Source organism: Saccharothrix hoggarensis (genome assembly GCF_052936025.1).
On sequence record NZ_CP193624.1, the window covers coordinates 3,897,075 to 3,921,732 of the forward strand.

19 protein-coding genes and 1 riboswitch are annotated in these 24,658 nt (G+C 72.9%); of the genes, 10 read left to right on the forward strand and 9 right to left on the reverse strand.

All coding sequences use genetic code 11. The annotated features are described in order from the left end of the window. Positions 1–28 precede the first annotated feature (28 nt). Both ACRAKH_RS17910 and ACRAKH_RS17915 read left to right on the forward strand, forming a co-directional pair. Complete coding sequence (locus ACRAKH_RS17910) at positions 29–1,186, forward strand: winged helix DNA-binding domain-containing protein (RefSeq protein WP_380728417.1); 1,158 nt, start codon at positions 29–31, stop codon at positions 1,184–1,186. After that, positions 1,183–1,653, forward strand: coding sequence for a GNAT family N-acetyltransferase (locus ACRAKH_RS17915; RefSeq protein ID WP_380728419.1), 471 nt, complete (start codon positions 1,183–1,185; stop codon positions 1,651–1,653). Before ACRAKH_RS17910 ends, ACRAKH_RS17915 begins: the two co-directional genes overlap by 4 nt. Before the next feature lie 69 nt (positions 1,654–1,722). On the opposite strand, the gene ACRAKH_RS17920 is transcribed toward ACRAKH_RS17915, so the two are convergent. Then, positions 1,723–2,490 (reverse strand): putative protein N(5)-glutamine methyltransferase, encoded by a 768-nt coding sequence (locus tag ACRAKH_RS17920; RefSeq protein ID WP_380728421.1) that lies wholly within the window; start codon positions 2,488–2,490, stop codon positions 1,723–1,725. Between the two features lie 160 nt (positions 2,491–2,650). Continuing rightward, positions 2,651–3,433: a TetR/AcrR family transcriptional regulator gene (locus tag ACRAKH_RS17925; protein WP_380728423.1), complete on the reverse strand. Its 783-nt coding sequence runs from the start codon at positions 3,431–3,433 to the stop codon at positions 2,651–2,653. An 84-nt stretch (positions 3,434–3,517) separates the two neighbouring features. Here ACRAKH_RS17925 and ACRAKH_RS17930 point away from each other — a divergent pair, with 84 nt between their 5' ends. Next, positions 3,518–5,797: an ATP-binding cassette domain-containing protein gene (locus tag ACRAKH_RS17930; protein WP_380728425.1), complete on the forward strand. Its 2,280-nt coding sequence runs from the start codon at positions 3,518–3,520 to the stop codon at positions 5,795–5,797. 323 nt (positions 5,798–6,120) lie between these two features. After that, positions 6,121–8,055 carry a S8 family peptidase gene (locus tag ACRAKH_RS17935; RefSeq protein WP_380728427.1) on the forward strand — a complete coding sequence of 645 codons (1,935 nt, stop codon included), beginning with the start codon at positions 6,121–6,123 and terminating at the stop codon, positions 8,053–8,055. Between the two features lie 84 nt (positions 8,056–8,139). Here ACRAKH_RS17935 and ACRAKH_RS17940 read toward each other — a convergent pair whose 3' ends face one another. Then, positions 8,140–9,315 carry a cellulose-binding domain-containing protein gene (locus ACRAKH_RS17940; RefSeq protein ID WP_447009128.1) on the reverse strand — a complete coding sequence of 392 codons (1,176 nt, stop codon included), beginning with the start codon at positions 9,313–9,315 and terminating at the stop codon, positions 8,140–8,142. A gap of 299 nt (positions 9,316–9,614) precedes the next feature. Here ACRAKH_RS17940 and ACRAKH_RS17945 point away from each other — a divergent pair, with 299 nt between their 5' ends. After that, positions 9,615–10,613, forward strand: coding sequence for an IS481 family transposase (locus ACRAKH_RS17945; RefSeq protein ID WP_447009129.1), 999 nt, complete (start codon positions 9,615–9,617; stop codon positions 10,611–10,613). Here ACRAKH_RS17945 and ACRAKH_RS17950 read toward each other — a convergent pair. From ACRAKH_RS17950 to ACRAKH_RS17965, 4 genes are all read right to left on the reverse strand, one after another. Next, positions 10,610–12,991 (reverse strand): PEP/pyruvate-binding domain-containing protein, encoded by a 2,382-nt coding sequence (locus tag ACRAKH_RS17950; protein WP_447009130.1) that lies wholly within the window; start codon positions 12,989–12,991, stop codon positions 10,610–10,612. The genes ACRAKH_RS17945 and ACRAKH_RS17950 overlap by 4 nt on opposite strands. 79 nt (positions 12,992–13,070) lie before the next feature. Beyond that, positions 13,071–14,252: a S8 family peptidase gene (locus tag ACRAKH_RS17955; protein WP_447009131.1), complete on the reverse strand. Its 1,182-nt coding sequence runs from the start codon at positions 14,250–14,252 to the stop codon at positions 13,071–13,073. A gap of 114 nt (positions 14,253–14,366) precedes the next feature. Beyond that, positions 14,367–15,329, reverse strand: coding sequence for a DMT family transporter (locus ACRAKH_RS17960; protein ID WP_380729018.1), 963 nt, complete (start codon positions 15,327–15,329; stop codon positions 14,367–14,369). A 128-nt stretch (positions 15,330–15,457) separates the two neighbouring features. Then, positions 15,458–16,714: a cytochrome P450 gene (locus ACRAKH_RS17965; RefSeq protein ID WP_380729020.1), complete on the reverse strand. Its 1,257-nt coding sequence runs from the start codon at positions 16,712–16,714 to the stop codon at positions 15,458–15,460. A 72-nt stretch (positions 16,715–16,786) separates the two neighbouring features. Continuing rightward, a riboswitch (cobalamin riboswitch) is annotated at positions 16,787–16,930 on the forward strand. A gap of 90 nt (positions 16,931–17,020) precedes the next feature. Here ACRAKH_RS17965 and ACRAKH_RS17970 point away from each other — a divergent pair. Genes ACRAKH_RS17970 through ACRAKH_RS17990 form a run of 5 tightly spaced genes read left to right on the forward strand, consistent with a single transcriptional unit; the run spans position 17,021 to position 22,826 of the window. Then, positions 17,021–18,379 carry a peptidase gene (locus ACRAKH_RS17970; protein WP_380729022.1) on the forward strand — a complete coding sequence of 453 codons (1,359 nt, stop codon included), beginning with the start codon at positions 17,021–17,023 and terminating at the stop codon, positions 18,377–18,379. After that, the gene (locus ACRAKH_RS17975; RefSeq protein WP_447009132.1) at positions 18,360–19,310 is read left to right on the forward strand and encodes a hypothetical protein; all 951 of its coding nucleotides are present in this window, start codon (positions 18,360–18,362) and stop codon (positions 19,308–19,310) included. Before ACRAKH_RS17970 ends, ACRAKH_RS17975 begins: the two co-directional genes overlap by 20 nt. Then, the gene (locus tag ACRAKH_RS17980; protein ID WP_447009133.1) at positions 19,307–20,383 is read left to right on the forward strand and encodes a CbiQ family ECF transporter T component; all 1,077 of its coding nucleotides are present in this window, start codon (positions 19,307–19,309) and stop codon (positions 20,381–20,383) included. Before ACRAKH_RS17975 ends, ACRAKH_RS17980 begins: the two co-directional genes overlap by 4 nt. Further along, the gene (locus ACRAKH_RS17985) at positions 20,380–21,981 is read left to right on the forward strand and encodes an ABC transporter ATP-binding protein (RefSeq protein ID WP_380729234.1); all 1,602 of its coding nucleotides are present in this window, start codon (positions 20,380–20,382) and stop codon (positions 21,979–21,981) included. The genes ACRAKH_RS17980 and ACRAKH_RS17985 overlap by 4 nt, the downstream gene beginning before the upstream one ends. A gap of 32 nt (positions 21,982–22,013) precedes the next feature. Continuing rightward, positions 22,014–22,826, forward strand: a complete 813-nt coding sequence (locus tag ACRAKH_RS17990) for an ECF transporter S component (RefSeq protein ID WP_380729231.1) — start codon at positions 22,014–22,016, stop codon at positions 22,824–22,826. A 13-nt stretch (positions 22,827–22,839) separates the two neighbouring features. Here the strand turns inward: ACRAKH_RS17990 and ACRAKH_RS17995 are convergent, their stop codons facing one another. Both ACRAKH_RS17995 and ACRAKH_RS18000 read right to left on the reverse strand, forming a co-directional pair. Next, the gene (locus tag ACRAKH_RS17995; RefSeq protein ID WP_380729229.1) at positions 22,840–23,406 is read right to left on the reverse strand and encodes a hypothetical protein; all 567 of its coding nucleotides are present in this window, start codon (positions 23,404–23,406) and stop codon (positions 22,840–22,842) included. Between the two features lie 10 nt (positions 23,407–23,416). Continuing rightward, complete coding sequence (locus ACRAKH_RS18000; protein WP_380729227.1) at positions 23,417–24,625, reverse strand: sugar efflux transporter; 1,209 nt, start codon at positions 24,623–24,625, stop codon at positions 23,417–23,419. Positions 24,626–24,658: the final 33 nt, after the last annotated feature.

A 24,658-nucleotide genomic window follows, 5' to 3' on the forward strand; every position in this document is an offset into this window, starting at 1 on the left:
ATCAGCGTAGATCGCACAGGATGTACCGGTGCCGACCGCCACCATCGACGACGACCAGCGCCGGGCCCGCCTCGGCGCCCGCCACCTCCTGGCCACCCGCGGACCGTCCGTCGAGGCCGTCGCCGACGCGCTCGTCGGCGTGCACGCCACCGACCCCGCCACCGTCTACCTCTCCACCTGCGCCCGCCTCGACCACCCCGCCACCGCCGACGTCGACGCCGCCCTCTACGACCGGCGCACCCTCGTCCGCCTGCTCTGCATGCGCCGCACCATGTTCGCCGTCACCGCCACCACCGCACCCGTCGTCCACGCCGCCGCGGGCAAACCCATCGCCGCCAAGGAACGCCGCAACCTCCTCACCCACCTCGCCGACGGCGTCGGCTGGGACGCCGACCGCCTCGCCGAAGTCGAGGACGCCACCCTCGAAGCCCTGCGCCGACGCGGCGAGGCCACCGCAGTCGAACTCACCCGCGACGTCCCCGCCCTCCTCGAACAGGTCGTCGTCGCACCCGGCAAGCCCTACGAAACCCGCCAGAACGTCTCCAGCCGCATCCTCCGCGTCCTCGCCGCCGAAGGCCGAACCCGCCGCGGCCGACCCCTCGGCACCTGGCTGAGCAGCCAGTTCCGCTGGGCGCCCGGCACACCCTGGCCCGACATCGACCCCGCCGAAGCCCGAGCCGAGCTCATCCGCCGCCGCCTCGCCGCCTACGGACCCGACACCGAAGCCGACCTCAAGTGGTGGACCGGCTGGACCCTCACCGCCGTCCGCCGAGCCCTCGCCGACGTCGGCGCCGTCCCGGTCGGGCTGTCCACCGGCACCGGCCACGTCCTGCCCGACGACCTCGACCCCGTCGACCGACCCGAACCGTGGGCCGCGCTCCTCCCGGCACTGGATTCGACCCCGATGGGGTGGCAGGCTCGCGACTGGTACCTCCCCACCCGGCACCGACCCCGCCTCTTCGACACCGCGGGCAACGTCGGCCCCACCGTGTGGTGGAACGGCACGGTCGTCGGCGGCTGGGCCCAACGCCCCGACGGCGAACCCGTCTGGCACCTCCTGGACGACGTCGGCGCGGACGCCACCGCCGCCATCGCCCGGGAAGCACAGCGCATGGCGGACTGGATCGGCGGGACGCGCGTCACCCCCCGCTTCCGGACCCCCTTGGAGAAGGAGCTGAGCACATGATCCACCTGCGACGGTTGGACGACGAAGGACTCGAACGCCTCCTCGGCCTCGCGGTCGCCGACACCGACCCGGCCGACGTCATGCCACCCGGCTGGACCGTCGACCGACCCGACGACTTCCGCGACTTCTACCGCGGCTTCCAGCACGACGCCTACGAGATCGTCGCCGACGACCACACCATCGGCATGGCCCGCCTCACCGACCAGGGCGACACCGGCATGTGGATCGCCCGCTGCGCCCGCGGCTCCGGCGTCGGCCTCGCCGCGCTCCGCCGCCTCGTCGAGGAAGCGCACCGCCGCGGCGTCCACACCATCACCGCCGACACCACCACGGACAACACCGCCGCCATCACCATCCTGACCCAGGCCGGCGCCACCCTCGACGTCGACGGCAACCACGTCACCGCCCGCCTGCCCGTCCCCGCCCCCGACGCACCCCGCACCACCACGCAGACCACCCCAGCCTGACCACCCGGCCTGACCACCCGGCCTGGCCATCCCAGTCCGACTGCCCCGGCCCGACCCACCCCAGCCCCACTACCCGAGGGAGCCCACCACCACCGTCGCGCCCAACCCCTCGTCCGACACCACCTCCGCGCGCAACCCACCCCGCGCGAAGGCCTCCACCGTGCCCTCCGCCTGCACCGCGCCCGTCTCCACCAACAACCGCCCACCCGGCGCCAACCACCGCGCCGCACCCGCGATCACCCGCCGCTGCACGTCCAACCCGTCCGCACCACCGTCCAACGCCGCCAACGGCTCGTGCTCACGCGCCTCCGGCGGCATCAACCCGATCGCACCCGTCGGCACATAAGGCGCGTTCGCCACCAACACGTCCACCCGCCCAACCAACGACACCGGCAACGGCTCGTACAGATCACCCTCGTACACCCGACCCGCGCCCACGTTCCGCCGCGCACACCGCACCGCCACCGGATCGACGTCCACCGCGTGCAACACCACCCCCGGCACCCGGTCCACCACCGCCGCACCCACCGCGCCCGACCCGCAGCACAGGTCCACCACCACCGAACCCGGACCCACCACACCCACCGCCACCCGCACCAGGAACTCCGTGCGACGCCGCGGCACGAACACCCCCGGACCCACCACGACCCGCAACCCGCAGAACTCCACCCACCCCAGCACGTGCTCCAACGGCAACCCCGCCACCCGCCGCGCCGTCAACTCGGCCAACTCCTCGGCGGACCCGGCGGCAGCGACCAACAACCGCGCCTCGTCCTCGGCGAACACACACCCCGCCGCACGCAACCGCGCGACCACATCCACATCCGGCACCAGCATGGACAGCGCAACGCCTCTCGCGTGACAAAACCCCGCGGGCGCGCCCCTCACACCGCCACGACGCGGCCGGGGACGACCCGACGTGCACCAGCAGAAATGGGTCTCACCTCCCCGATCCGCGCGAACCGCCACACCGTAACCCACCACCGCGCCACCCCGGTCAGACCCCGCCCGACCGCGCCACCGCCGCCTCCACCCCGTCCAACAACACGTCCAAGCCCAACCGGAACGTCCGCACCGCGTCCCGCTCCAGGTACGGCGCGCACTCGTCACCCGGCACCGGCGGCGGCTCCTCCTCACCCAGCCACGCCGACAACGGGAACCGCTCCCCGAAGTCCGGCGCCACCTCCTCCAACACCGGAGACCGCGAGAACCACCACTCCTCGTCCGTCATCCCCGTCTCCCGCGCCGCCCGCCGCGCGTCCGCGATCACCCCCGCCGCACCGCGCACGAACTGCACCACCGCGCCCACCACACCCCGCAACGCCGACCGGCCCAACCCCGTCGACCGCAGGATCCCCAACAACGTCTCCACCATCACGAACTCGTTCGGCCCCAGCACCGGCCGCGCCTGCGACACCTGCAACACCCACGGGTGCGCCAGGTAGAACGCCCGCACGTCCTCCGCCCACGCCACCAACGCCGCACGCCACCCGCCGTCCAACGGGTACTCCGACGGCAACTCCCCCAACGCCTTGTCGTACATCAGGTCCAACAACTCGGCCTTGCTCGGCACGTACGTGTACAACGCCATCGCCGAACGACCCAGCCGCTCCCCCACCGCGCGCATCGACAACGCCGCCATGCCGTCCCGGTCCGCCACCGCGATCGCCGCGTCCACGATCACGTCCACGCTCAACCCCGGACCCGCCGCACCACCCGGCCCACGCCACAGCAGTCGCATCGACCGACGCGCGTCACCCTGCCCGGCGAACACCACCACTTGCCACCCCTTACGGTGTAAAGTACCGTGCGCGAGCCGACCTTACGGCATAAACAAACCGCACACCACTCTGGGGAAACACGCATGCCCACGCCCGCCGAACGCCACACCACCGCCGACAGCCACGACGTCATCCAAGTCCGCGGCGCCCGCGAGAACAACCTCGCCGACATCTCCGTCGACATCCCCAAACGCCGACTCACCGTCTTCACCGGCGTCTCCGGCTCGGGCAAGTCCTCCCTCGTCTTCGGCACCATCGCCGCCGAGTCCCAACGACTCATCAACGAGACCTACACCGCGTTCCTGCAATCCTTCATGCCCAACCTCGGCCGCCCCGACGTCGACGCCCTCCGCAACCTCAGCGCCGCCATCATCGTCGACCAGGAACGCATGGGCGCCAACTCCCGCTCCACCGTCGGCACCGCCACCGACGCCCACACCATGCTCCGCATCCTCTTCAGCCGCCTCGGCGAACCCCACGTCGGCACCTCCGGCGCCTTCAGCTTCAACCTCCCCGAAGGCATGTGCCCCACCTGCGAAGGACTCGGCCGCGTCTCCACCGTCGACACCGACGAACTCGTCGACCGCACCAAGTCCCTCAACGAGGGCGCCATCACCGTCCCCGGCTTCACCGTCGACAACTGGTACGTCCAGACCTACATCCAGTCCGGCTTCTACGACCCCGACAAGAAGCTCCAGGACTTCACCGACGAAGAATGGGACGCCTTCCTCAACCGCGAACCCACCAAGGTCAAAGTAGGCAAGACCAACGTCACCTACGAAGGCCTCCTCGTCAAGGTCCAACGCCTCTACCTCGGCAAAGACCGCGAATCCATGCAACCCCACGTCCGCGCCTTCGTCGACCGCGCCGTCACCTTCGCCGAGTGCCCCTCCTGCCACGGCGCCCGCCTCAACGCCGCCGCCCTCTCCGCCAAGATCGACGGCCGGAACATCGCCGACTGCTCCACCATGCAGATCAGCGACCTCGCCGACTGGGTCGCCAAGATCACCGACCCCTCCGTCGGCCCCATGCTCGCCACCCTCAAGGAACTCCTCGACAACCTCGTCGAGATCGGCCTCGGCTACCTCAGCCTCGACCGACCCGCCGCCACCCTCTCCGGCGGCGAGGCCCAACGCGTCAAGATGGTCCGCCACGTCGGCTCCGCCCTCACCGACGTCACCTACGTCTTCGACGAACCCACAGTCGGCCTGCACCCCCACGACATCCAGCGCATGAACGACCTCCTGCTCCGCCTGCGCGACAAGGGCAACACCGTCCTCGTGGTCGAGCACAAGCCCGAGACCATCGCCATCGCCGACCACGTCGTCGACCTCGGCCCCGGCGCCGGCGTCAACGGCGGCCACATCACCTTCACCGGCACCGTCGAGGAACTCCGCGCCTCCGACACCCTCACCGGACGGCACCTCGACCACCGCGCCCGCCTCCGCGACGACGTCCGCCGCCCCACCGGCCACCTCCCCATCACCGGCGCGTCGCTCCACAACCTCAAGAACGTCGACGTCGACATCCCCCTCGGCGTGCTCACCGTCGTCACCGGCGTCGCCGGCTCCGGCAAGAGCTCCCTCATCCACGGCTCGCTGGCCCGCCGCCCCGAGGTCGTCACCGTCGACCAGTCGCCCATCCGCGGCTCGCGGCGCTCCAACCCCGCCACCTACACCGGCCTGCTCGACCCGATCCGCACCGCCTTCGCCAAGGCCAACGGCGTCAAGGCCGCACTGTTCAGCGCCAACTCCGAGGGCGCCTGCCCCAAGTGCAAGGGCATCGGCCTCGTCTACACCGACCTCGCGATGATGGCCGGCGTCGCCTCCGTCTGCGAGGAGTGCGAGGGCAAGCGGTTCACCCCCGAGGTCCTCACCCACACCCTGCGCGGCCGCGACATCAGCGAGGTGCTCGGCATGTCCGTCGCCGAGGCCCGCGACTTCTTCACCGAGAAGCAGGTCAAGGCCATCCTCGACCGGCTCGTGGACGTCGGCCTCGGCTACCTCTCCCTCGGCCAGCCCCTGACCACGCTGTCCGGCGGCGAGCGCCAGCGGCTCAAGCTGGCCATCCACATGGCGGAGAAGGCGTCCACCTACGTGCTGGACGAGCCCACCACCGGCCTGCACCTCGCCGACGTCGACCAGCTGCTCGCCCTGCTCGACCGGCTCGTGGACGACGGCAACACGGTCGTCGTGATCGAGCACCACCAGGCGGTCATGGCGCACGCCGACTGGATCATCGACCTCGGCCCCGGCGCCGGGCACGACGGCGGCCGGATCGTGTTCACCGGCACCCCGGCCGACCTCGTCGACAACGCCGACACGTTGACCGCCCACCACCTGCGTGCCTACGTCGGGCGCTGACCGTCCTGGTTGCTTTGTGGAAGTCCTCCTCCGGTGCCATGGCTGCACCGGAGGAGGACTTATTTTAGTTGACACTGAAGTTATTAAGATTATTGGCCAATGGGGCGAGGGTCACCCGACCGGGTCGCCCACCGGGTCGCCGCGGCGGCGTCGCCGTTCGGAATACCGCAGGTCGTTCCCACTGCCGGCCGATTGTCCGGTTCCCACCGGTCCTCTAACGTTGCCGATCACGTCGCGCGAACGTGATCGCAGAACCTCCACTCCCCGGCCGGCCCGCGCCGCATTGGGCCTGCCGGAACCCCTGCACGAGGGAGAACCCTGCAATGGGAGACGATCGCGCACCCAGACGCGTCCTCATCGCGTTGGCCACCGCCACCATCACCGCCGCCGCCCTCGCCACCGGCGCCACACCGGCCGCCGCGGCGGAGGGCGACATCGTGGGCCTCGGCAACCCGACGGCCATCAAGGACAGCTACATCGTCGTCTACAAGGACCTGTCCACCCAGAGCGTCGACGCGCTCACCAGCGACCTCACCGCGAAGTACGACGCCAAGGTCGACTTCACCTACCGCCACGCGCTCAAGGGCTTCGCGGGCACGCTGTCCGAGCGGGCCGCCCGCCGGCTCGCCGCCGAGCCCACCGTGGCCTACGTCCAGCAGAACGGAGCCGTGCAGGCGACCGCGACCCAGCCGAACCCGCCGTCGTGGGGCCTGGACCGCATCGACCAGCGCGACCTGCCGCTGGACTCGTCCTACACCAACCCGAACACCGGCTCCGGCGTCACCGCCTACATCATCGACACCGGCATCCGCACCACGCACACCGACTTCGGCGGCCGCGCCACCTGGGGCACCAACACCGTCGACTCCAACAACACCGACTGCAACGGCCACGGCACGCACGTCGCCGGCACGGTCGGCGGCACCGCCTACGGCGTCGCCAAGGGCGTGCGCCTGATCGCGGTCAAGGTGCTCAACTGCCAGGGCTCCGGCTCGTTCGCCGGCGTCGCGGCGGGCATCGACTGGGTCACCGGCCACCACACCTCCGGCCCGGCCGTGGCGAACATGAGCCTCGGGGGCCAGGGCAGCGACCCGACCGGCGAGAACGCGGTCCGCAACTCCATCGCCGACGGCATCACGTACGCGATCGCCTCCGGCAACTCCAACTCCGACGCGTGCAACTTCACCCCGGCGCGGGTCGCCGAGGCGATCACCGTGAACGCCTCCACCAACGCCGACGCCCGCGCGTCGTTCTCCAACTTCGGCACCTGCACCGACATCTTCGCGCCGGGCCAGAACATCACCTCGGCGTGGATGACCAACGACACCGCCACCAACACCATCAGCGGCACGTCGATGGCGGCGCCGCACGTCGCCGGCGGCGCGGCGCTGCTCCTCGGCGCCACCCCGGGGTTGACGCCCGCGCAGGTCGCGAGCGCCATGACCGGCTCCGCCACGCCGAACAAGATCACCAGCCCGGGCACCGGCTCGCCGAACCGGCTGCTGTTCGTCAACACCGGCGACCCCGGCCCCGGCACCCCGTCGGTCACCCCGCCCGGCAACCAGACCGGCAACGTCGGCACGGCCACCAGCCTCCAGCTCAAGGCATCCGGCGGCACGCCGCCGTACACGTGGTCGGCCACCGGCCTGCCGCCCGGCCTGAGCCTGGCCGCGTCGACCGGCCTGATCTCCGGCACGCCCACCACCGCCGGCTCCTACACCGTGACCGCCACGGTGACCGACAGCGCGGGCAAGTCCGCCGGCACCACGTTCACGTGGACGATCAACCCGCCCGGCGGCTCGTGCTCCGCGCCCGGTGAGAAGGTCGTGAACGGCGGCTTCGAGAACGGCACCACCGGCTGGTCGAACGCCACCTGGACGATCGGGGCGTGGACCGGCGAGGGCGCGCCGCGCTCGGGCTCCCGGTCCTCGTGGATCAGCGGCTACGGCTACACCAACACCGAGACGCTGTCCCAGGTCGTCACCATCCCGGCGGGCTGCACGAACACCACGCTGTCGCTGTGGCTGAAGATCAGCACGGCGGAGTACGAGCCGCAGGTGTTCGACACGTTCACCGTCAAGGCGGGCACGACCACCCTGGCGACCTACACCAACCTCAACCCGTCCGGCTACGTCGTGCGCACCTTCAACCTGGGCGCGTTCGCGGGCCAGACCGTCACGTTGAGCTTCACCGGCGCGGAGGACTGGTCCTACCAGACCTCGTTCGTGCTGGACGACGTCTCGGTCACGGCCTCCTGATCGACGCTGTGGGGGAGGGCCGGGTCCCGCTCGGCCCTCCCCCACACCGGATCATCGTGACGCGCCGGAACCCGGCGCGCCGGTCTAGCAGCCGATCGGCGAGGAGCCGATCGCCACGTCGTCGTACCAGAGGGTGTTCGCGCCGTCGCCGTAGCTCTCCCAGCCCAGGCGCAGGTCGGTGACGGCGGGCCGCCAGCCGGACTTGGCCATCCACTGCCGGTCGACGTCCGGCGTCGCGACGCCGTCCGCCTGCAGGCCCTCGACGGGGGCGCCGTTGAGCGAGGTGGCGATCTTGCCGGCCGGGTCGACGGTGAACTGCACGCAGTTCCACGTGCCGGTGGGCAGCGGCTTGCTCTTCGACACGCCCACCGGGCTCTGCTCGGGCAGGGTCGCGTCGTCGGACTCGCGGTTCCACTGGAGGGCCGAGTTCTGGCCGCCCATGCGCAGGTCCTTGCCGCCGTCGGCGGAGTCCTTCATGGCCATGAACGTCACGTGCGCCATCGGCAGGGCCGTGGTGTGGCGGACGTAGAACCGGCCGTGCACGACGCCCGTGCCGGTCAGCGGCGTGCCGAAGAAGATGTGGTTGCAGTAGCCCGACGCGCCGTTCACCCGGACCGACTTGGAGCCGCTGCGCGCGACCGAGTTGTCGATGGCGACGGTGCCCTGGCCGGTGCAGTTGGCCGCGCCCACGGTCCACCGGCCGCTCGGCGTGGAGCCGGTCTGCTGCTCGAAGCCGTCGCACAGCGTCGCGGTGCCGCAGTCGACCGGCGGCTGGTCGGTCGTCGTGGTGGTCGTCGTCGTGGACGAGTCGGTGGGCGGCCACGAGCCCGTGTTCGTCGTGGTGGTGGTCGTGGTGGTCTGGTCACCACCGCACGAGACACCGTTGAAAGCGAAGTCGGTCGGCACCGCGTTGGCGCCGCTGTACGTCGCCTGGAAGCCGAACTGGGCGCTCGCGCCCGTGGCCAGCGCGCCGTTCCACGGCATGCTGGACGCCGTCACCTGCTTGCCGGACTGGCGCACGTCGGCGCTCCAGCCGGAGCTGATCGCCTGGTTGCCGGCGAACGTCCAGGTGAGCTTCCACGAAGTGACCGGAGCGGACTGGTTGGTCACGGTCACGTTGGCGGTGAACCCGGTGGACCACTGGTTCAGCTTGTAGTCCACGGCGCAGACCGGAGCCGCCCCCGCGGTGCTGGTCCCGCCGATCACCACCAACCCTGCCATCGACACCACGGCGGCCACCGCCGCCAGAAGATTTCGCACAACAACCCCTTCGTTGTCGTTTCTGGGAGCGTTCCCAGAAGCAGACTGTAACGATTCCGTCACCGCATGGGAATACTCCGGCTGCCGTAGCGGACGTCCCGACGGGCGGCGGTGGCCGCGCAGGGCGGTCGGAAGAGGCAGCGGTGTTGGGGAGAGGTGGAGCGGTCGGGAGACGACTAGCTGTACTGCCCTGGGAGGTTGTGGGCGGTTCGACACGTAGTCGGATGATGTTGGAATGAGGGAGGGCCTCCGGGTTCGGTGTGGATTGCGACGTCTACACCGAGCCGACGGAGGCCCTCGTGACCCACGCTAACGCACCGCTGACTCCGGCGGGCCGGCTGCGCCTGGCCCGGTGTGTCGTGGACCAGGGCTGGCCGCTGCGACGCGCGGCCGAGCGGTTCCAGGTCTCGCCGACCACCGCCGCCCGCTGGGCCGACCGCTACCGACGGTGGGGCGAGGCGGGCATGGTCGACCGCTCCAGCCGGCCCCACCGCAGCCCCCGCCGTCTGCCCACCCGCCGCGAACGCAGGATCGTCAAGGTCCGCCTGGCGCGGCGGTGGGGTCCGGCCCGCATCGCCTACCTGCTCGGGTTGAACCCCTCCACGGTGCACCGGGTGCTGTGCCGTTTCGGCCTGGCCCGCCTGGCGCACCTGGACCGCGCCACCGCCGTACCGGTGCGGCGCTACGAACACGCCGCGCCGGGCGACCTGGTCCACGTCGACATCAAGAAGCTGGGCAACATCCCCGACGGCGGCGGCCACAAAGTGCACGGACGCCGGGCCGGCGGGCGCAACAGCTCCGCCCACCGCGACCCGGACAGGCCGCGCAAGGTCCACGGCCGCCCCAACCTCGGCTACGCCTACCTGCACAACGCCGTGGACGACCACAGCAGGCTCGCCTACACCGAGATCCTGCCCGACGAGACCAAGGAAACCGCGGTCGCGTTCTGGACCAGAGCCCAGACGTTCTTCCAGGCCGCCGGCATCACGGTCAAGCGGGTGCTGACCGACAACGGCTCCTGCTACCGCTCACACCTGTGGCGCGACACCCTCACCCACGCCGGCATCACCCACAAACGCACCCGCGCCTACCGACCCCAGACCAACGGCAAGGTCGAACGCTTCAACCGCACCCTGCTCGACGAATGGGCCTACGCCCAGCCCTACCCATCCGAAACCGAACGACGAGCCGCACTGCCACACTGGCTGCACACCTACAACCACCACCGCGGCCACACCGCACTCCACGGCCAACCACCCGCCAGCCGCGTCCCCAACCTCACAGGACAGAACAACTAGCGCAGGACCGTTACGGTGCCGCGCCCGCCGTCCACCCGGACCCGGTCGCCGGTGCGGAGGCGGGTGGTGGCGTTGCCGCAGCCGACGACGGCCGGGATGCCCAGCTCGCGGGCGACGATGGCGGCGTGCGACAGCGGCGCGCCGACGTCGGTCACCACGGCGACCGCGCGCGGGAACAGGGGCGTCCACCCGATGTTCGTCACCGTGGTCACCAGCACCTCGCCCGGCCGCAGCTCCGCGCCGTCCTCGACGTGCTCGATCACCCGTGCCAGGCCCTCCACCACGCCCGCCGCGCCGGGGAAGCCGGACACGTCGTCACCCGGCGGCGCGGCGGAGGAGTCGTGCACGTCCAGCCTGCGGTCCGGGTCGGCGGCCCACGCCTCCGGGTCGAACCGGCCGCGGATCAGCGTCGGGTACGGCGGCAGCGCGCGGTACCGGTCGTAGGCGGCACGGCGGGCCGGCACGCGGGACAGCGGCGTCCCGTCGCCCGCCAGCACGCGCAGCGTCTCCTCGATCGGCAGGAAGAACAGGTCGTCGCCGCGCCCGGTGACCTCCCCCGCGCGCACCAGGAACGCCCGCAGCACGCCGAACGCGCGGGCGAACTCCGACCGCGCGCGTTCGCGCTCGCGGGCCAGCGCGGCGACGCGGTCGACCTGCTCGCGCAGCCGCTCGACCTTGCCGGGGTGGGCGGCGCGCAGCCGGTCCCACGCCGCGTCGCGCACGGCCGCCTGACGGGCCAGCAACTCCTCCGGGTCGACGCCGACGTCCAGCCCGCCGGGCCACGCCGGGTCCTCGGCCGGACGGGGCGCGGACACCTCGAACTCGTCGGCGAACCGGTGGCCGTACTGCTCGACGTACGCCTCCCGGCTGATCTCGCCGCGCCGCAGCCGCGCCAGGCCGAGCAGCGGGCCGAGGCTCGCCAACTCCCCAGCCGCGCCGTGCGCGCCGGTCAGCAACGCGGTCGCGTCGTCCTCCCCCACCAGCTTCACCAACCGGCGGCAGACCCTGGCCGCCGCCGTGGAGCCGGTGCGCGCGCCCGCGTCGAACACCCGCGCGTCGACCCGCAGCACCTCGTCCACATCGGACCGCCACAGCGCGAGCAGGTCGGCGGGCGTGGACGCGGCGCGGAACGCCTCCCGCAGCCGACGGGCGCGGTCCGGCGCCGACGCCAGCAGGCCGTCGATGCGGGCCCGGAACTCGCGGCCCTGCCGGAGGAACGGCACCAGGGCGCCGATCGCCGCCCGCAGCACGGCGAGCCGTGACATCGGCAGCGGCGGCACCACCACGTCCGGCGGGATGCGGCCGAAGTACTGCTCGCTCGTCCGACGCAGGAACCCTTCGAGCCCGAGCGCCCGCCCGACCGCGAACGCGACGCTGAGGTTGAGGTAGAAGCGGCCGCCGATGTTGCCGGACGTCGGGTGCCCGCCGATGGGCGGCTGCGCCAGCGCGCGGGCGAACGACCACGTGGCGGGCGTCATCACGCTCGGCACGGCTTCGCGGAGGTTCGCGCACGTCCACAGGTAGTCGCCGCGCAGGGTGTCGTTCCAGACCTCCGGCGCCGCGTCGGGCAGGGCGGTGATCGGCCGGGCCTGAAGCAGGGCGATCCGCCCGCCCGCCACGGCCCACTCGACGTCCACCGGCGTGCCGTGGAGGTCTTCGACCCGCGCGCCGAGGTCGGCGAGCTCCAGCACCGTCACGTCCGGCAGCAGGGCGCCCGACCGCGTGACGACCGCGCCGTCCGCCACCACGTACTCGTCGGGCGTGACCGTGCCGCCGACCAGGGCCTCCCCCAGCCCCGGCGCGGCGTTGACCACGGTCTCCGCGCGCGACCCCGTGACCGGGTTCGCGGTGAACAGCACGCCGGCCGCGTCGGCGGGCGCCATCCGCTGGACCACCACCGCCGCGGCCACGTCGGTGATGCCGTTCCGGGCGCGGTAGGCGATGGCGCGTTCGGTCCACAGCGACGCCCAGCAGCGCTTGACGGCGTCGAGCACGTCGTCGCGGGCCACGTCCAGGAACGTGTCGTGCTGGCCCGCGAACGACAGGCCCGGCAGGTCCTCGGCGGTGGCCGACGAGCGCACCGCCACCGGTCCCGGAGGCAGGGCCGCGAGGATCGCCTCCGCGACGTCCGCCGGCACCTCGCGGCGGGCGAACTCGGCGGCGATCACCGCGGCCGGGTCCTCCCCGCGCAGCGCCTCCGCGATCCGCGCGTCGAGGTCGGCGGCGAACCGCCGGTAGGCGTGCGTGGTGACGTGGAAGCCGTCCGGCACGGGCAGGCCGGCGGCCGCGAGCCGGGCCAGCGAGGCCCCCTTGCCGCCGACCGCGGCCAGGTCGGCGTCGGGGTCGGCGAGCGGCAGCACCAGCGCGGTGGTCCCCATGCGCCGATCTTCGCAGAGGGACGCTGAGCGTGGTTCCCCGGCGCGCGGGGACGTCCTCAGCCCGCGCGCCGGGGAGCGGTCACAGCCCGTTGGTGAACAGCAGGCGGTTGACCGTGCCGCCGGTGGTGCCGCCGACGACGACGTTCGGCGTGGCGGACGAGTTGAGCCAGTTGTGGACCGTGGCCGACGACTGGTCGCCGTACCGCTGCTTGTAGAGCGCGGCCACGCCCGCCACGTGCGGGGTCGCCATCGACGTGCCGCTCATCGTGCCCGAGCCGCCGGTGCGGACGGTGGAGACGATCGAGCTGCCGGGCGCGTACAGGTCGACGCACGCGCCGGTGCTGGAGAAGGAGGACCGGGCGTCGGTGTTGGTGGACGACGCCACGACGCTCGCCGTCTCGACCTTGCGCGGCAGGCGGTCGCACGAGTTGCCGCCGGTGTTGCCCGCCGACGTCGCCAGGAACACGCCGGCGGCGGTCATGTTGCGGATCGCGGTCTCGAGGCTCGCCGACGCGGTGAAGTTCCACGACGTGTTGGCCACGGCCGGCTTGGTGTGGTTGGCCGTCACCCAGTTGATCGCGTTGAGCGCCGACGTGGTGGTGGCGCCGCCGGAGCAGTTCATCATCTTCACGCCGTGCAGGCGGACGCCCTTGGCGACGCCGTAGGTGGCCGAGCCGATGGTGCCGGCGACGTGCGTGCCGTGGCCGTGGCAGTCGGTGTTGTTGGTGTCGATGCCGTTGTAGTCGAACGTGGCCCGGCCGCCGTAGTCGACGTGGCCCGGCGTGATGCCGGTGTCGATGATGTAGGCGTGCACGCCGCTCCCGTTGTACGTGTAGGTGAAGCTGTTCGACAGCGGCAGGGCGCGCTGGTCGACGCGGTCGATGCCCCACGACGGCGGGTTGAGCTGGGTGGCGTCGAGCGCGTCGGTGACGAGCACGTCCTGCTCGATCGCGGCGACGGCCGGGTCGCGGCTGAGCTTGCGCAGCTGCGCCGGGGTGAGCTTGGCGGAGAAGCCGTGGAACGCCGCGTCCCACACGTGGGTGGGCGTGACGCCGGCCGCGGCGGCCACACCGGCGCCGGCGCGCGCGGCCGGGCCCAGCGTGACGATGTAGGAGTCGGGGATCGGGTGGACGGTGGGGGACGCCGCGGCGAGGGTGATCTCCGCCTGGTGGGCGGGCGCGGCCGGCGCGGTGCCGGCGGTGAGCGCGGTGGCGGTGGCCGAGACGGCCAGGACGGCGATGGTCCGGCTGAAAGGACGCACGGGTTGGCTCCTTCGGGCGAGCCACGGCCGGGTGCGCCCCGACGCAGGGTTGACGGGGCGGACAGTCACTCGTCCGTGGTTCAACGTGGAGCCTGACCAGCGGTTATGCCGTGGTCAACGGTCGTCGGCCGAACGGCGGCGCACGGTGTCACGCTCGGTGGACATAACGGACAACTGGTAACGCCGGCGTCGCTCCGGCGGGCGCTTGGCCAGGGCCGACCGGGTTGCGCCGAGCCGGGTCAGGGCGACACCGGCCAGCACCACGGCCATGCCCGCCACGACCCGGGGCGTCAGCGGCTCGTCGAGCACGATCGCGCCCAGGGCGACCGACACGACGGGCAGCAGGTAGCCGACGGTGGCCGCGCTGGTCGGCCCCTCGTCCTCGATGATCCGGTAGTTGAGGATGAACGTGACGCCGGTGCCGAAGACGCCGAGCACCACCACGGCGACGATCGCGGTGACGTTGAGGGTGGTGGAGGTCCGGTCGAACGGGACCAGGGCGGCGCTCAGGCCGGTGGCGGCGGTCAGCTGGGCGGCGGACACGGCGATCGGGCCGCCCTTGCCGACGAGTTTGCGGCCCATGTAGGCGAACGCGACGGCGTAGCTCGCCGCGGCGCCGAGCAGGGCGAGAGCGCCGATCCCCGCCAGACCTTCCCGCTGCCACGGGGCGAAGATCAGCGTCACCCCGGCGAACCCGAGCACGAGACCGGCCACCCGCATCGGGGTCACACCGCGGTCGGTGCCGATCAGCAGGCCGATGATCAGCGAGAACAGCGGGGTGGTCGCGTTGAGGACGCCCGCGACGCCGGAGTCGACGGTCTGCTCCCCGACGGCGAAGAGCAGGAACGGCAGGGCGTTGCAGAAGAACGCGGCGACGGCCAGGTGGCCCCACAGCCGACGCGGCAAGGCCTGCCGTCCCAGGCGCGCGAGGACGAGCAGGACGGCCGCGCCCAGCGCGCAGCGGATGACGGTGATCTGCACCGGGGACAGGCCGGTCAGGGCCAGCTTGATCCACAGGAAGCCCGACCCCCACAGCAGGGCCAGCACCGCCATCCGCAGCACGCCTCGTCCGGTCATGGGATCACCGTCCCGCACGACCGGATTCAAGAAAAGTTAAACCTCATGAGCCTGCGTTAAGCACAGCTACAAGGTTGTGCGGAACCGGAGGTCGAACACCGGACCCCCGGTTCCGCACGACGGCGCCGTCAGCGCGTGTGGACCATCAGCTTGTCGACGCCGTGGACGATCGACGCGGTGCGGAAGTCCGGGCTGTCGGTGGCCAGGCGCAGCTTCGGGAAGCGGCGCAGCAGGGCCGGGTACGCGGCGCGCAGTTCCATCCGCGCCAGCTCGGCCCCGACGCAGCGGTGCGCGCCGTACCCGAACGCGAGGTGCGCCGACGATCCCCGGCGGTGGTCGAAGTCCGACACCTCCTCGCGGTTCGCCGCCGACAGCGACACCACGACGACGTCGCCTTCCTCGATGCGCTGGTCACCGACGTCCAGCGGGTGCCGGGCGAACCGCGGGAACGCCACCTGCACCACGCTGAGGTGCCGCAGCAGCTCCTCGACCATCGGCGCGGTGGCCGCGTCGTCGTCACGCATCGCCGCGCGCGCCTCGTCGTCGGTCAGCAGCACGATCGCGCCGAGCGCCAGCATGCTCGCGGTCGTGTCGAAGCCGCCGGTGAGCACGCCGTCGGCCAGGCCGGCCAGCTCGACGTCGCTCACCGCGTCGCCGTGCTCGCGGATGATCATGCCGATCAGGCCGTCGCCCGGGGACCGGCGCTCGCGGCGCACGATCTCCTCCATGTAGGACAGCGACTCGGAGATCGCGCCCAACGCCTGCCCCGCGCCGCCGAACAGGTCGAACCGCGCCGCCGCCAGCTCCTGGAACCGGTCGCGGTCCTCGTAGGGCACGCCCAGCAGCTCGCAGATCGTCAGGGACGGGATGGGCAGGGCGAACTCCTGGACGAGGTCCACCGGACCGTCGACGGCCGCCATCGCGTCCAGCCGCTCGGTGACGATGGCGTCGATGCGCGGCACGAGCCGGGACAACCGCCGCATGGTGAACTCCGGCGTGAGCAGCTTGCGCAGCCGGGTGTGGTCGGGCGGGTCGGCGAAGCCGAGGCCGCCGGGCGACTGCTCGATGCGGACCGCCGCACCCAGCCGCGCGTAGTCGTTGCTGAACGCTCCTGTGTCGGAAAGCACCTTTTTCGCTTCGTCCAGGCCCGTGACCAACCACACGCGCAGGCCGAACGGCACCGGGATGCGGTGCACCGCGCCGGTCTGCCGCATCCGCTCCAGCTCGGCGACCGGCACGACCCCGTCCCGCTTCAGCGGAACCAGCGCACGGTCCGGGAGCAGCGACAACGCCCTCGAACCGATCTTCCCCATGACCCACCGCGTCGCCGAACGCCGTGCGACCCACGCCACCAAGCCGTCGCGCACGGACGCCAGAGTTGTCATCCCACACCCCTCATTCCCCAGGTCGATCTGAGCGACGGTAACCGTACGTAGGGGTGAGCAGCATCGCGCCACAGGCGGATTGACACGCACAGGTCCGTGACAGACGATCGGCAATCGCGCACGAACGGGGGAAGCCGGTCGAAATCCGGCGCTGACCCGCAACGGTAGGTCCCACCCGGGACGAGCCCGAACACCCGTCGCGCGTGCAAGCTCCTGACACCGTCGTGGTCAACGGGTCGGAGCCCGGGGGAGGTCGGTGACGGCTGTCCGGGGTCCGCTCACGCGTTGCGCCCGGAAAGGCCGAACATGTCGTTCAGACGGACCGCCTGCGTCCTCGCCGCCACCGCCGTCGCCGCGCTCGCGGTGCTGCCCGCGGCCCAGGCGCAGCCGGATGTCCGGGGTGGCGCGCAGGAGCCGCCGGTGACGACGGACGTGAGCGACGCCGCGGCCGGGTGGCTGGCGCGACAGCTCGTCGGCGGCGACCACTTCGAGAACGTCTACGACAACGTCACCTACCCCGACCAGGGCCTCACGCTCGACGCGGTGTTCGCGTTCACCGCCGCGGGCGTGGCCGGGACCAACGCGGACAGGGCGACCGCGTGGCTCGCCAAGCCCGACGTCCTCGACAACTACCTCCACTTCGGCAAGCCGACCGAGTCGTACGCGGGCGCGCACGCCAAGCTGGCGCTGGCCGTCCAGGTGCACGGCCAGGACCCGACGGCCTTCGGCGGCGTCGACCTGATCGCGGGCCTCACCGCGTTGCAGTCTCCGTCGGGGCGGTTCCGGGACAAGTCCGCCTTCGGCGACTTCTCCAACGGGTTCACGCAGGCCTTCGCGGTGCTGGCGCTCGACCGGCGCGAGGGCGGCGCACCGAAGGCCGCCGTCGACTACCTGGTGGGGACCGAGTGCCCGGACGGCGGCTTCCCGCTGGTCCTGGAGGAGGCGAAGTGCGCGCCGCACGTGGACGCCACCGCGATGGTGGCGCAGGCGCTGCTGGCCGCGGACCGGACGACCGAGGCGGGACGCGCGCTCGACTGGCTGAGCCGCGTGCAGCAGCCCGGCGGCGGGTTCCGCGACGAGGGCAAGACCGACGAGGGCAACGCCAACAGCACTGGCCTCGCGGCGCAGGCGTTGCGTGCCGGTGGCCGGACGGCGGCCGCGGACCGCGCGGCGGCGTTCCTGACGGCGTCCCAGGTCGGTTGCCCGGCCCCGGCGGCGGACCGGGGAGCGATCGCGTTCGACCGGACGGGGTTCAAGCAGGCCACGTCGTTGCGGGCGAGCGCGCAGGGCGTCCTCGGGCTCGTCGGTGTTGGCTTCGGCGAGCTGAAGGCGGGCAACGCCACGCCGGGCGCTCCGGTGCTCGACTGCCGCTCCACGACGTCCACGTCACCGACTTCGTCCACGTCGTCCACTTCGGACACTTCCGGAACGACGACCGGCACGACCACGACCACCGCCGACGCCACCGGCACCACGACCGACACCGCGACCTCGACTTCCACCACCACGACGACCGCGGCGGCGGTCGTGTCGAACGGCAGCGGCGACCTGGCCCGGACCGGCGCGTCGGTCGGGCCGGTGCTGTGGATCGGCGTGCTGATGCTCCTGGGCGGCGTGCTCGCGGTCGCCTTGTCCCGCAAGCGGTATGCGGGGGTCCGGAAGTGACGGCCCGCGGGCCCGGCTCGGGGCACGCCCCGGCCGCGGCGTCGTGACGGGCGCGGTGCGGCGGGCGGTGGCGGCCGCGGCCGTCGTCGGGCTCGCGCTGGTCGGCACTCCCCTGGTCGGCGTTCCGCCGGTCGCGCGGGCGGCGGACTGCGCGGGCGTCACGGTGGTCGTGGACTTCGGCTCACTGGGCGGCGGCGTGCGGACGGGCTGCGCGGCGGGCGATCCCGCGTCGGGCCTGGCCGCGTTGAACGCCGCCGGGTTCGGTTACACGAGCACGGCGCGGCAGCCGGGATTCATCTGCAGGATCAACGGCGTGCCGGGCGACGACCCGTGCGTCAACGCCTCCCCGCCGACGGCGTACTGGGGCTACTGGCACGCCCGGCCGGGTGGCTCGTGGGTCTACAGCGACACCAGCGCCGGCTCCCACGACCCGGCGCCGGGGACCGTCGAAGGCTGGGCGTTCGGTTCCGGTCAGCAGCCGGGCATCGCGCCGCCCGCGCCGCCCGCGCCGCGACCGACCCAGCCCGCACCGCAGCCGCCCGCGGCCCAGCCTCCGACGCCGAAACCGGCACAACCCGGCCAACCGGTCCAGCCCGGACAGCCCGCGCAACCGGGACAACCGGCGCAGCCGGGACAGCAGCCGGGACAATCCGGGCAGGCCACGCAGCAGTCCGCGCCATCCGGCACGGACACGCCGACCACGACGTCCGAGACGACGTCCGCGCCACCCTCGTCGTCGGCGACCGCGGCCGGCAGCACGACGTCGGGTCCCTCCCCCACGTCGACGGGCGCGACCTCGGTCGCGGTGGAGCCGACGGCGGGCACGTCGTCCGGCGGCACGGTCGGGCTCGTCGTGGGGATCGCCGTGGTCCTCGCGCTGGCCGGCCTCGGCTTCCGGACGGCACGGCGGCGCGCCGGGGCGGCGGAGTGACGCTGCACCCCGGCGCGTGGTGGCTGTGGGCGTTGTGCCTGGCCGCCGTGGCGACCCGCACCACGAACCCGCTGCTGTTGGCGCTCGTGGTCGCGGTCGCCGGGTACGTGGCCGTGTCGTGCCGCGAGGACACCCCGTGGGCGAGCGCCTACGGCGTCTTCCTCAAGTTCGGCCTGGTGGTGCTCGGCATCCGGGTGGTGCTGCACATCCTGCTCGGCGGTGTCGGCGGGCCGACCGTGCTGTTCACGCTGCCCGGCATCCCGTTGCCCGAGTGGGCGAACGGCATCCGGCTGGGTGGTCCGGTCAGCGCCGAGGGCCTCGTCTTCGCGCTGTGCCAAGGACTTCAGCTCGCCACGCTGCTGTGCTGCGTCGGCGCGGCGAACGCGCTGGCCAACGCCAAGCGGCTGCTGCGGTCGCTGCCCGCCGCGCTGTACGAGGTGAGCGTGGCGGTGGTGGTCGCGTTGACCGTCGCACCGCAGTTGGTGGCCAGTGCGCGCGCGGTGCGGCGGGCCCGGGTGTTGCGGGGCGACGCCGTGCGGGGCGTGAAGGCGGTGCGGGTGCTGCTGGTGCCGGTGCTGGAGGACGCGTTCGAGCGGTCCCTGGTGCTGGCCGCGGCGATGGACTCGCGGGGGTACGGCCGGACGGCGGGCCTGCCGAAGCGGGCCAGGGTGGTGACCGGAGTGCTGGTGCTCGGAGGGCTGGTCGGGCTGTGCGTCGGCGCGTACGGGCTGCTCGACGGCAGCGCTCCGGCGGTGACGGGCACGCCGCTGCTGGCGGTCGGCGCGGTGTGCGCGGTCGCGGGGCTGTGGAGCGGGTCGCGGCGGGTGCGGCGCAGCCGGTACCGGCCGGACCGGTGGGGTCCGCGGGAGCTGCTGATCGTCGCGTCCGGGTTGGTGGCGGCCCTGGCCACGTTCCTCGCGCCGGCGGCGCTGGGCGGTGCCGCGTTGACGCCCGCCACCGTGCCGCTGAGCGCGCCGGCCCTGCCGCTGCTGCCCGCGCTGGGCCTGCTGTGCGCGGTCGCGCCCGTCCTCGCCGCCGGCCGCTCCGGGCGTCCGACCAGGGAAGAGACATGATCAGGTTCGAGAACGTCACCGTCACCTACCGCGACGCCGCAGCTCCCACGCTGACCGCGGTGGACCTGCACGTGCCGGAGGGAGAGCTGTGCCTGGTGGTCGGCCGCACCGGGTCGGGCAAGTCGACGTTGCTGCGCGCGGTCAACGGGCTGGTGCCGCACTTCACCGGCGGCACGCTCGCCGGCCGCGTGCTCGTCGCGGGCCGGGACACCCGCACGCACCCGCCGCGTGAGCTGGCCGACGTGGTGGGCGTGGTGACGCAGGACCCGCAGGCCGGGTTCGTCACCGACTCGGTCGAGGAGGAGCTGGCGTACTCGATGGAGTCGCTGGCGCTGCCCGGTCCGGTGATGCGCAAACGGGTCGAGGAGACGTTGGACCTGCTGGGGCTGGCCGGGTTGCGGCGCCGGCCGCTGGCCACGCTGTCCGGCGGGCAGCAGCAGCGGGTGGCCGTGGGCGCGGCGCTGACCGCCCACCCGAAGGTGTTGGTGCTGGACGAGCCGACGTCGGCGCTGGACCCCGGCGCGGCGGAGGACGTGCTGGCCGCCCTGCACCGTCTGGTGCACGACCTGGGCATGACCGTGCTGATCGCGGAGCACCGGCTGGAACGGGTCGCGCAGTACGCCGACCGGGTGGTGTGGCTGCCGGGCGCTGGGCTGCCGCCGGTCTCGGGCGATCCGGGCGCGGTGCTCGCGGACGCCCCGGTCGCGCCGCCCGTGGTGCGGCTGGCGCAGGTGGCCGGGTGGGAGCCGGTGCCGGTGTCCGTCCGGGACGCGCGGCGGTTGGCGGGACCGCTGCGCGACCGGCTCGCCGAGCCGCCCGTCCCGCTCGCGCAGCCGTCCGGGGACCTGGTGCACATCAAGGACCTCCGGGTCCGCTACTCCACTGTGGACGCTCTGAGTGGCGTGTCGTTGCGGGTCGGCGCGGGTGAGCGGGTGGCCGTGATGGGGCGCAACGGGTCGGGCAAGTCGAGCCTGCTGTGGGCGGTGCAGGGCGCGGGCAGGCGGTCCGGCGGCGAGGTCGCGGTGGACGGCGTCGACCCGGCGTCGCTCAAACCCGCACGGCGGCGCGAGGCGATCGGCCTGGTGCCGCAGCAGCCGGCGGACCTGCTGTACCTGCACACGGTCGGCGGTGAGTGCGCGCAGGCCGACCGGGAGTCCGGCAAGCCCGCCGGCACCTGCCGCGACCTGCTGGACCGGCTCGCGTCGGGCATCCCGGACGACCGCCACCCGCGTGACCTGTCCGAGGGGCAGCGGCTGGCGCTGGTGCTGGCCGTCGCGCTCACGCCGTCGCCGCGGGTCGTGCTGCTGGACGAGCCGACCCGCGGGCTGGACTACCCGGCGAAGACGCGGCTGGCCGCCACCTTGCGCGACCTCGCCGACGACGGGCACGCGGTCGTGCTGGCCACGCACGACGTCGAGTTCGTGGCCGAGTACGCGAGCCGGGTGGTGGTGCTGGCGGAGGGCGAGGTCGTGGCCGACGGGCCGACCGCCGAGGTCGTCACCGCCTCGCCGGTGTTCTCGCCGCAGGTCGCGAAGGTGCTCGCGCCTCAGTCGTGGTTGACCGTGGCGGACGTGCGCGCGGCCCTGGCGGCCCGGTGAACGCCCGGCTGAACACCCGGGCGAACGCCTCGGTGAACACTTCGGTCCGCGTCCGGCCCCGCGCGACCCTGGCGCTGGCCGTGGCGGCGGCGATCAGCGTGGCCGCGTTCGGCTGGCCGCTGCTGGTGTCCGCCGACGCCGACATCGCGCAGGGCACGACCGCGCCGTGGACGTTCGCCCTGCTCCTGCCGCTCGTGCTGGCCGTGGTGCTGGCCGAGATCAGCGAGGGCGGGCTGGACGCGAAGGCCGTGGCGATGCTCGGCGTGCTCTCCGCGCTCGGCGCCGCGATCCGGCCGCTGGGCGCGGGCACGGCGGGGATCGAGACGGTGTTCTTCCTGCTGGTGCTGGGCGGGCGGGTGTTCGGGCCCGGTTTCGGGTTCGTGCTCGGCAACACCATGCTGTTCGCGTCGGCGCTGCTCACCGGCGGCGTCGGGCCGTGGCTGCCGTACCAGATGCTCGGCGCGGCCTGGGTGGCGCTGGGCGCGGGACTGCTGCCGCCGTTGCGCGGTCGGGCGGAACTGGCGCTGCTCGCCGCGTACAGCGCGATCGCGTCGCTGGTCTACGGGTTGCTGCTGAACCTGTCGTTCTGGCCGTTCGCGCTGGGCGCGGGCGGCACGTCGCTGTCCTACCAGCCGGGCGGGCCGATCCTGGACAACCTGGTGCGGGTGGTGGCGTTCAGCCTGGCGACGTCGCTGGGCTGGGACGTCGGCCGGGCGATCACCACCACGGTGCTGGTGCTCGCGACGGGTCCGGTGCTGCTGCGCACCCTGCGCCGGGCCGCCCGCAAGGCGTCGTTCACCGATCCCGTGTTCACCGATCCCCCGGTCGCGCCGCCTCCGACGTGACCGGGCGGTCGGTTCACCCGGTCCCGGCGGCGAGCCACTCGTCGTAGTCCTCCGGGGTGCGCACGCCGTCGTCCAGCACCGCCCGGTAGACGTCGTAGCTGCGGTAGTCCGGGCGGGCGTGCTTGATGAGCAGGATCGCCGACCGGGTCTCCTCCGTGATCCGGCCGGACAGCTCCCGCACGTGCCCGAGGTCGGGCTGGCGGTCCGGCTCGTCCACGAACCACAGGTCGAGGTTCCACTCCGGACCCGTCTCGTCCCGGTACTTCACCCCCAGGTAGAGGCCGTCGGGGTAGATGTGCGGTTCGGCGTTCCAGTCGCGGTCGTCCTTGCGGAACTGCACCACGCGCACCCGCCCGTGCAGCGCGAGCTGCGCGCCGACGCCCACCACCGCGGGGATGTCCAGCGCCGGGCACGCCACGGTGATGTCGATGTCCGGCACCACCATCAGGCCCAGCGCGGAGCTGCCCGTCCGCACGGGCTCCCCCAGCTCGGCCAGCAGCCGGTCCAGCCCGAGGTCGGCCACGACCCCGTCCGCCTGTGCCTGCAAGTCCGCCTGGCGCCGCAGCAGCTCGTCGATCATCGGCCCAGTATCACCGACCGCCCGGCGTCGCCGAACCGTGTGACCGCCGTCGGCGTGCGGCCAGCAGCAGCGCCAGCCCGAGCACCGACATGACCAGGCCCATCCCGTACGCGGTGCGGAAGCCGAAGTGCTGGGCGACGCCCAGCAGCGGCCCGGAGAGCATCGCGCTGGTCTTGGCCGTGTTGGTGTAGAGGGTGCTGGCGTAGCCGGGCCGGTCCGGCGCGAGGTCCTGGAAGTAGGAGATGCCCACGCCCATCACCGCCGAGATCACCACGGCGTGCAGCACCTGCGCGGCCATCACCTGCCAGGTCGCCTGGGTGACGAGCATGACCCCGTAGTAGGCCAGCGCCACCGCGCCGCCCGCCAGCACGAGCACCCGGTGGTTGAACCGGATCGCCAACGCGCCGAAGGCGAGCATCAGCGGGATCTCCAGCGCCGCGCACAGGCCGAGCACCAGTCCCGCGTCACCGGCCGTGCCGCCCAGGTTCTCGGTGATGAACAACGGCATCGCCGCGACGCCGACCGACGTCGCGCCCTGCAGCAGCACGAACGCCACCGCCGCGAGCAGGATCTCCCGCCGCAGCCCCGACCGCTGCTCCACCGCCTCCGCAGGCTCGGGCGACTTGCCCAGCTCGGGCAGCCACACCACGGCCACCAGCACCGCCACCCCGTACACGGCGGCGCTGACCCAGAACAGGCCGGTGAACCCGCCGCCCACGATGAGCAGCGCGCCCAGCGGCGGACCGCCGACCCAGGCGATCGACATGGTCATGCGCAGGCCGCTCATCACCAGCGGCCCTCGCGCCGAGCCGCTGCGCTCCAGCAGCTGCCGGGCGTAGGCGAACATCTGCGGCATCTGGGACGACCCGACCGCCCACAAGGTGACCGCCACCACCAGCAGCAGCCAGTAGTCGCGCAGCAGCGCGAACAGCACCCACGCGACCGCGCTCGCCAACCCGGCCACCACGAGCAGGGTGCGGCGGATCGCCCGCGAGTCGGAGAACCGGCCGATCAACGTGCTGACGATCATCGCCGCCAGTGCGCTGACCAGCAGGAACGCGCCGCTCTGGACCGGGCCGGCACCGAGTTCCTTGATCAGGAACAGCGACATGAACGGTCCGGCGAGCGCGTACCCGACGCTCGACAGGAGGCTGAACGACACCAGCGGCACGAATGGCCGGGAACGCGGGCGGGCAGGGGTCTCACTCGGTGCGGCCACCGGCCGATCCTCGCCGCCGGGGTGGGCGGCGAG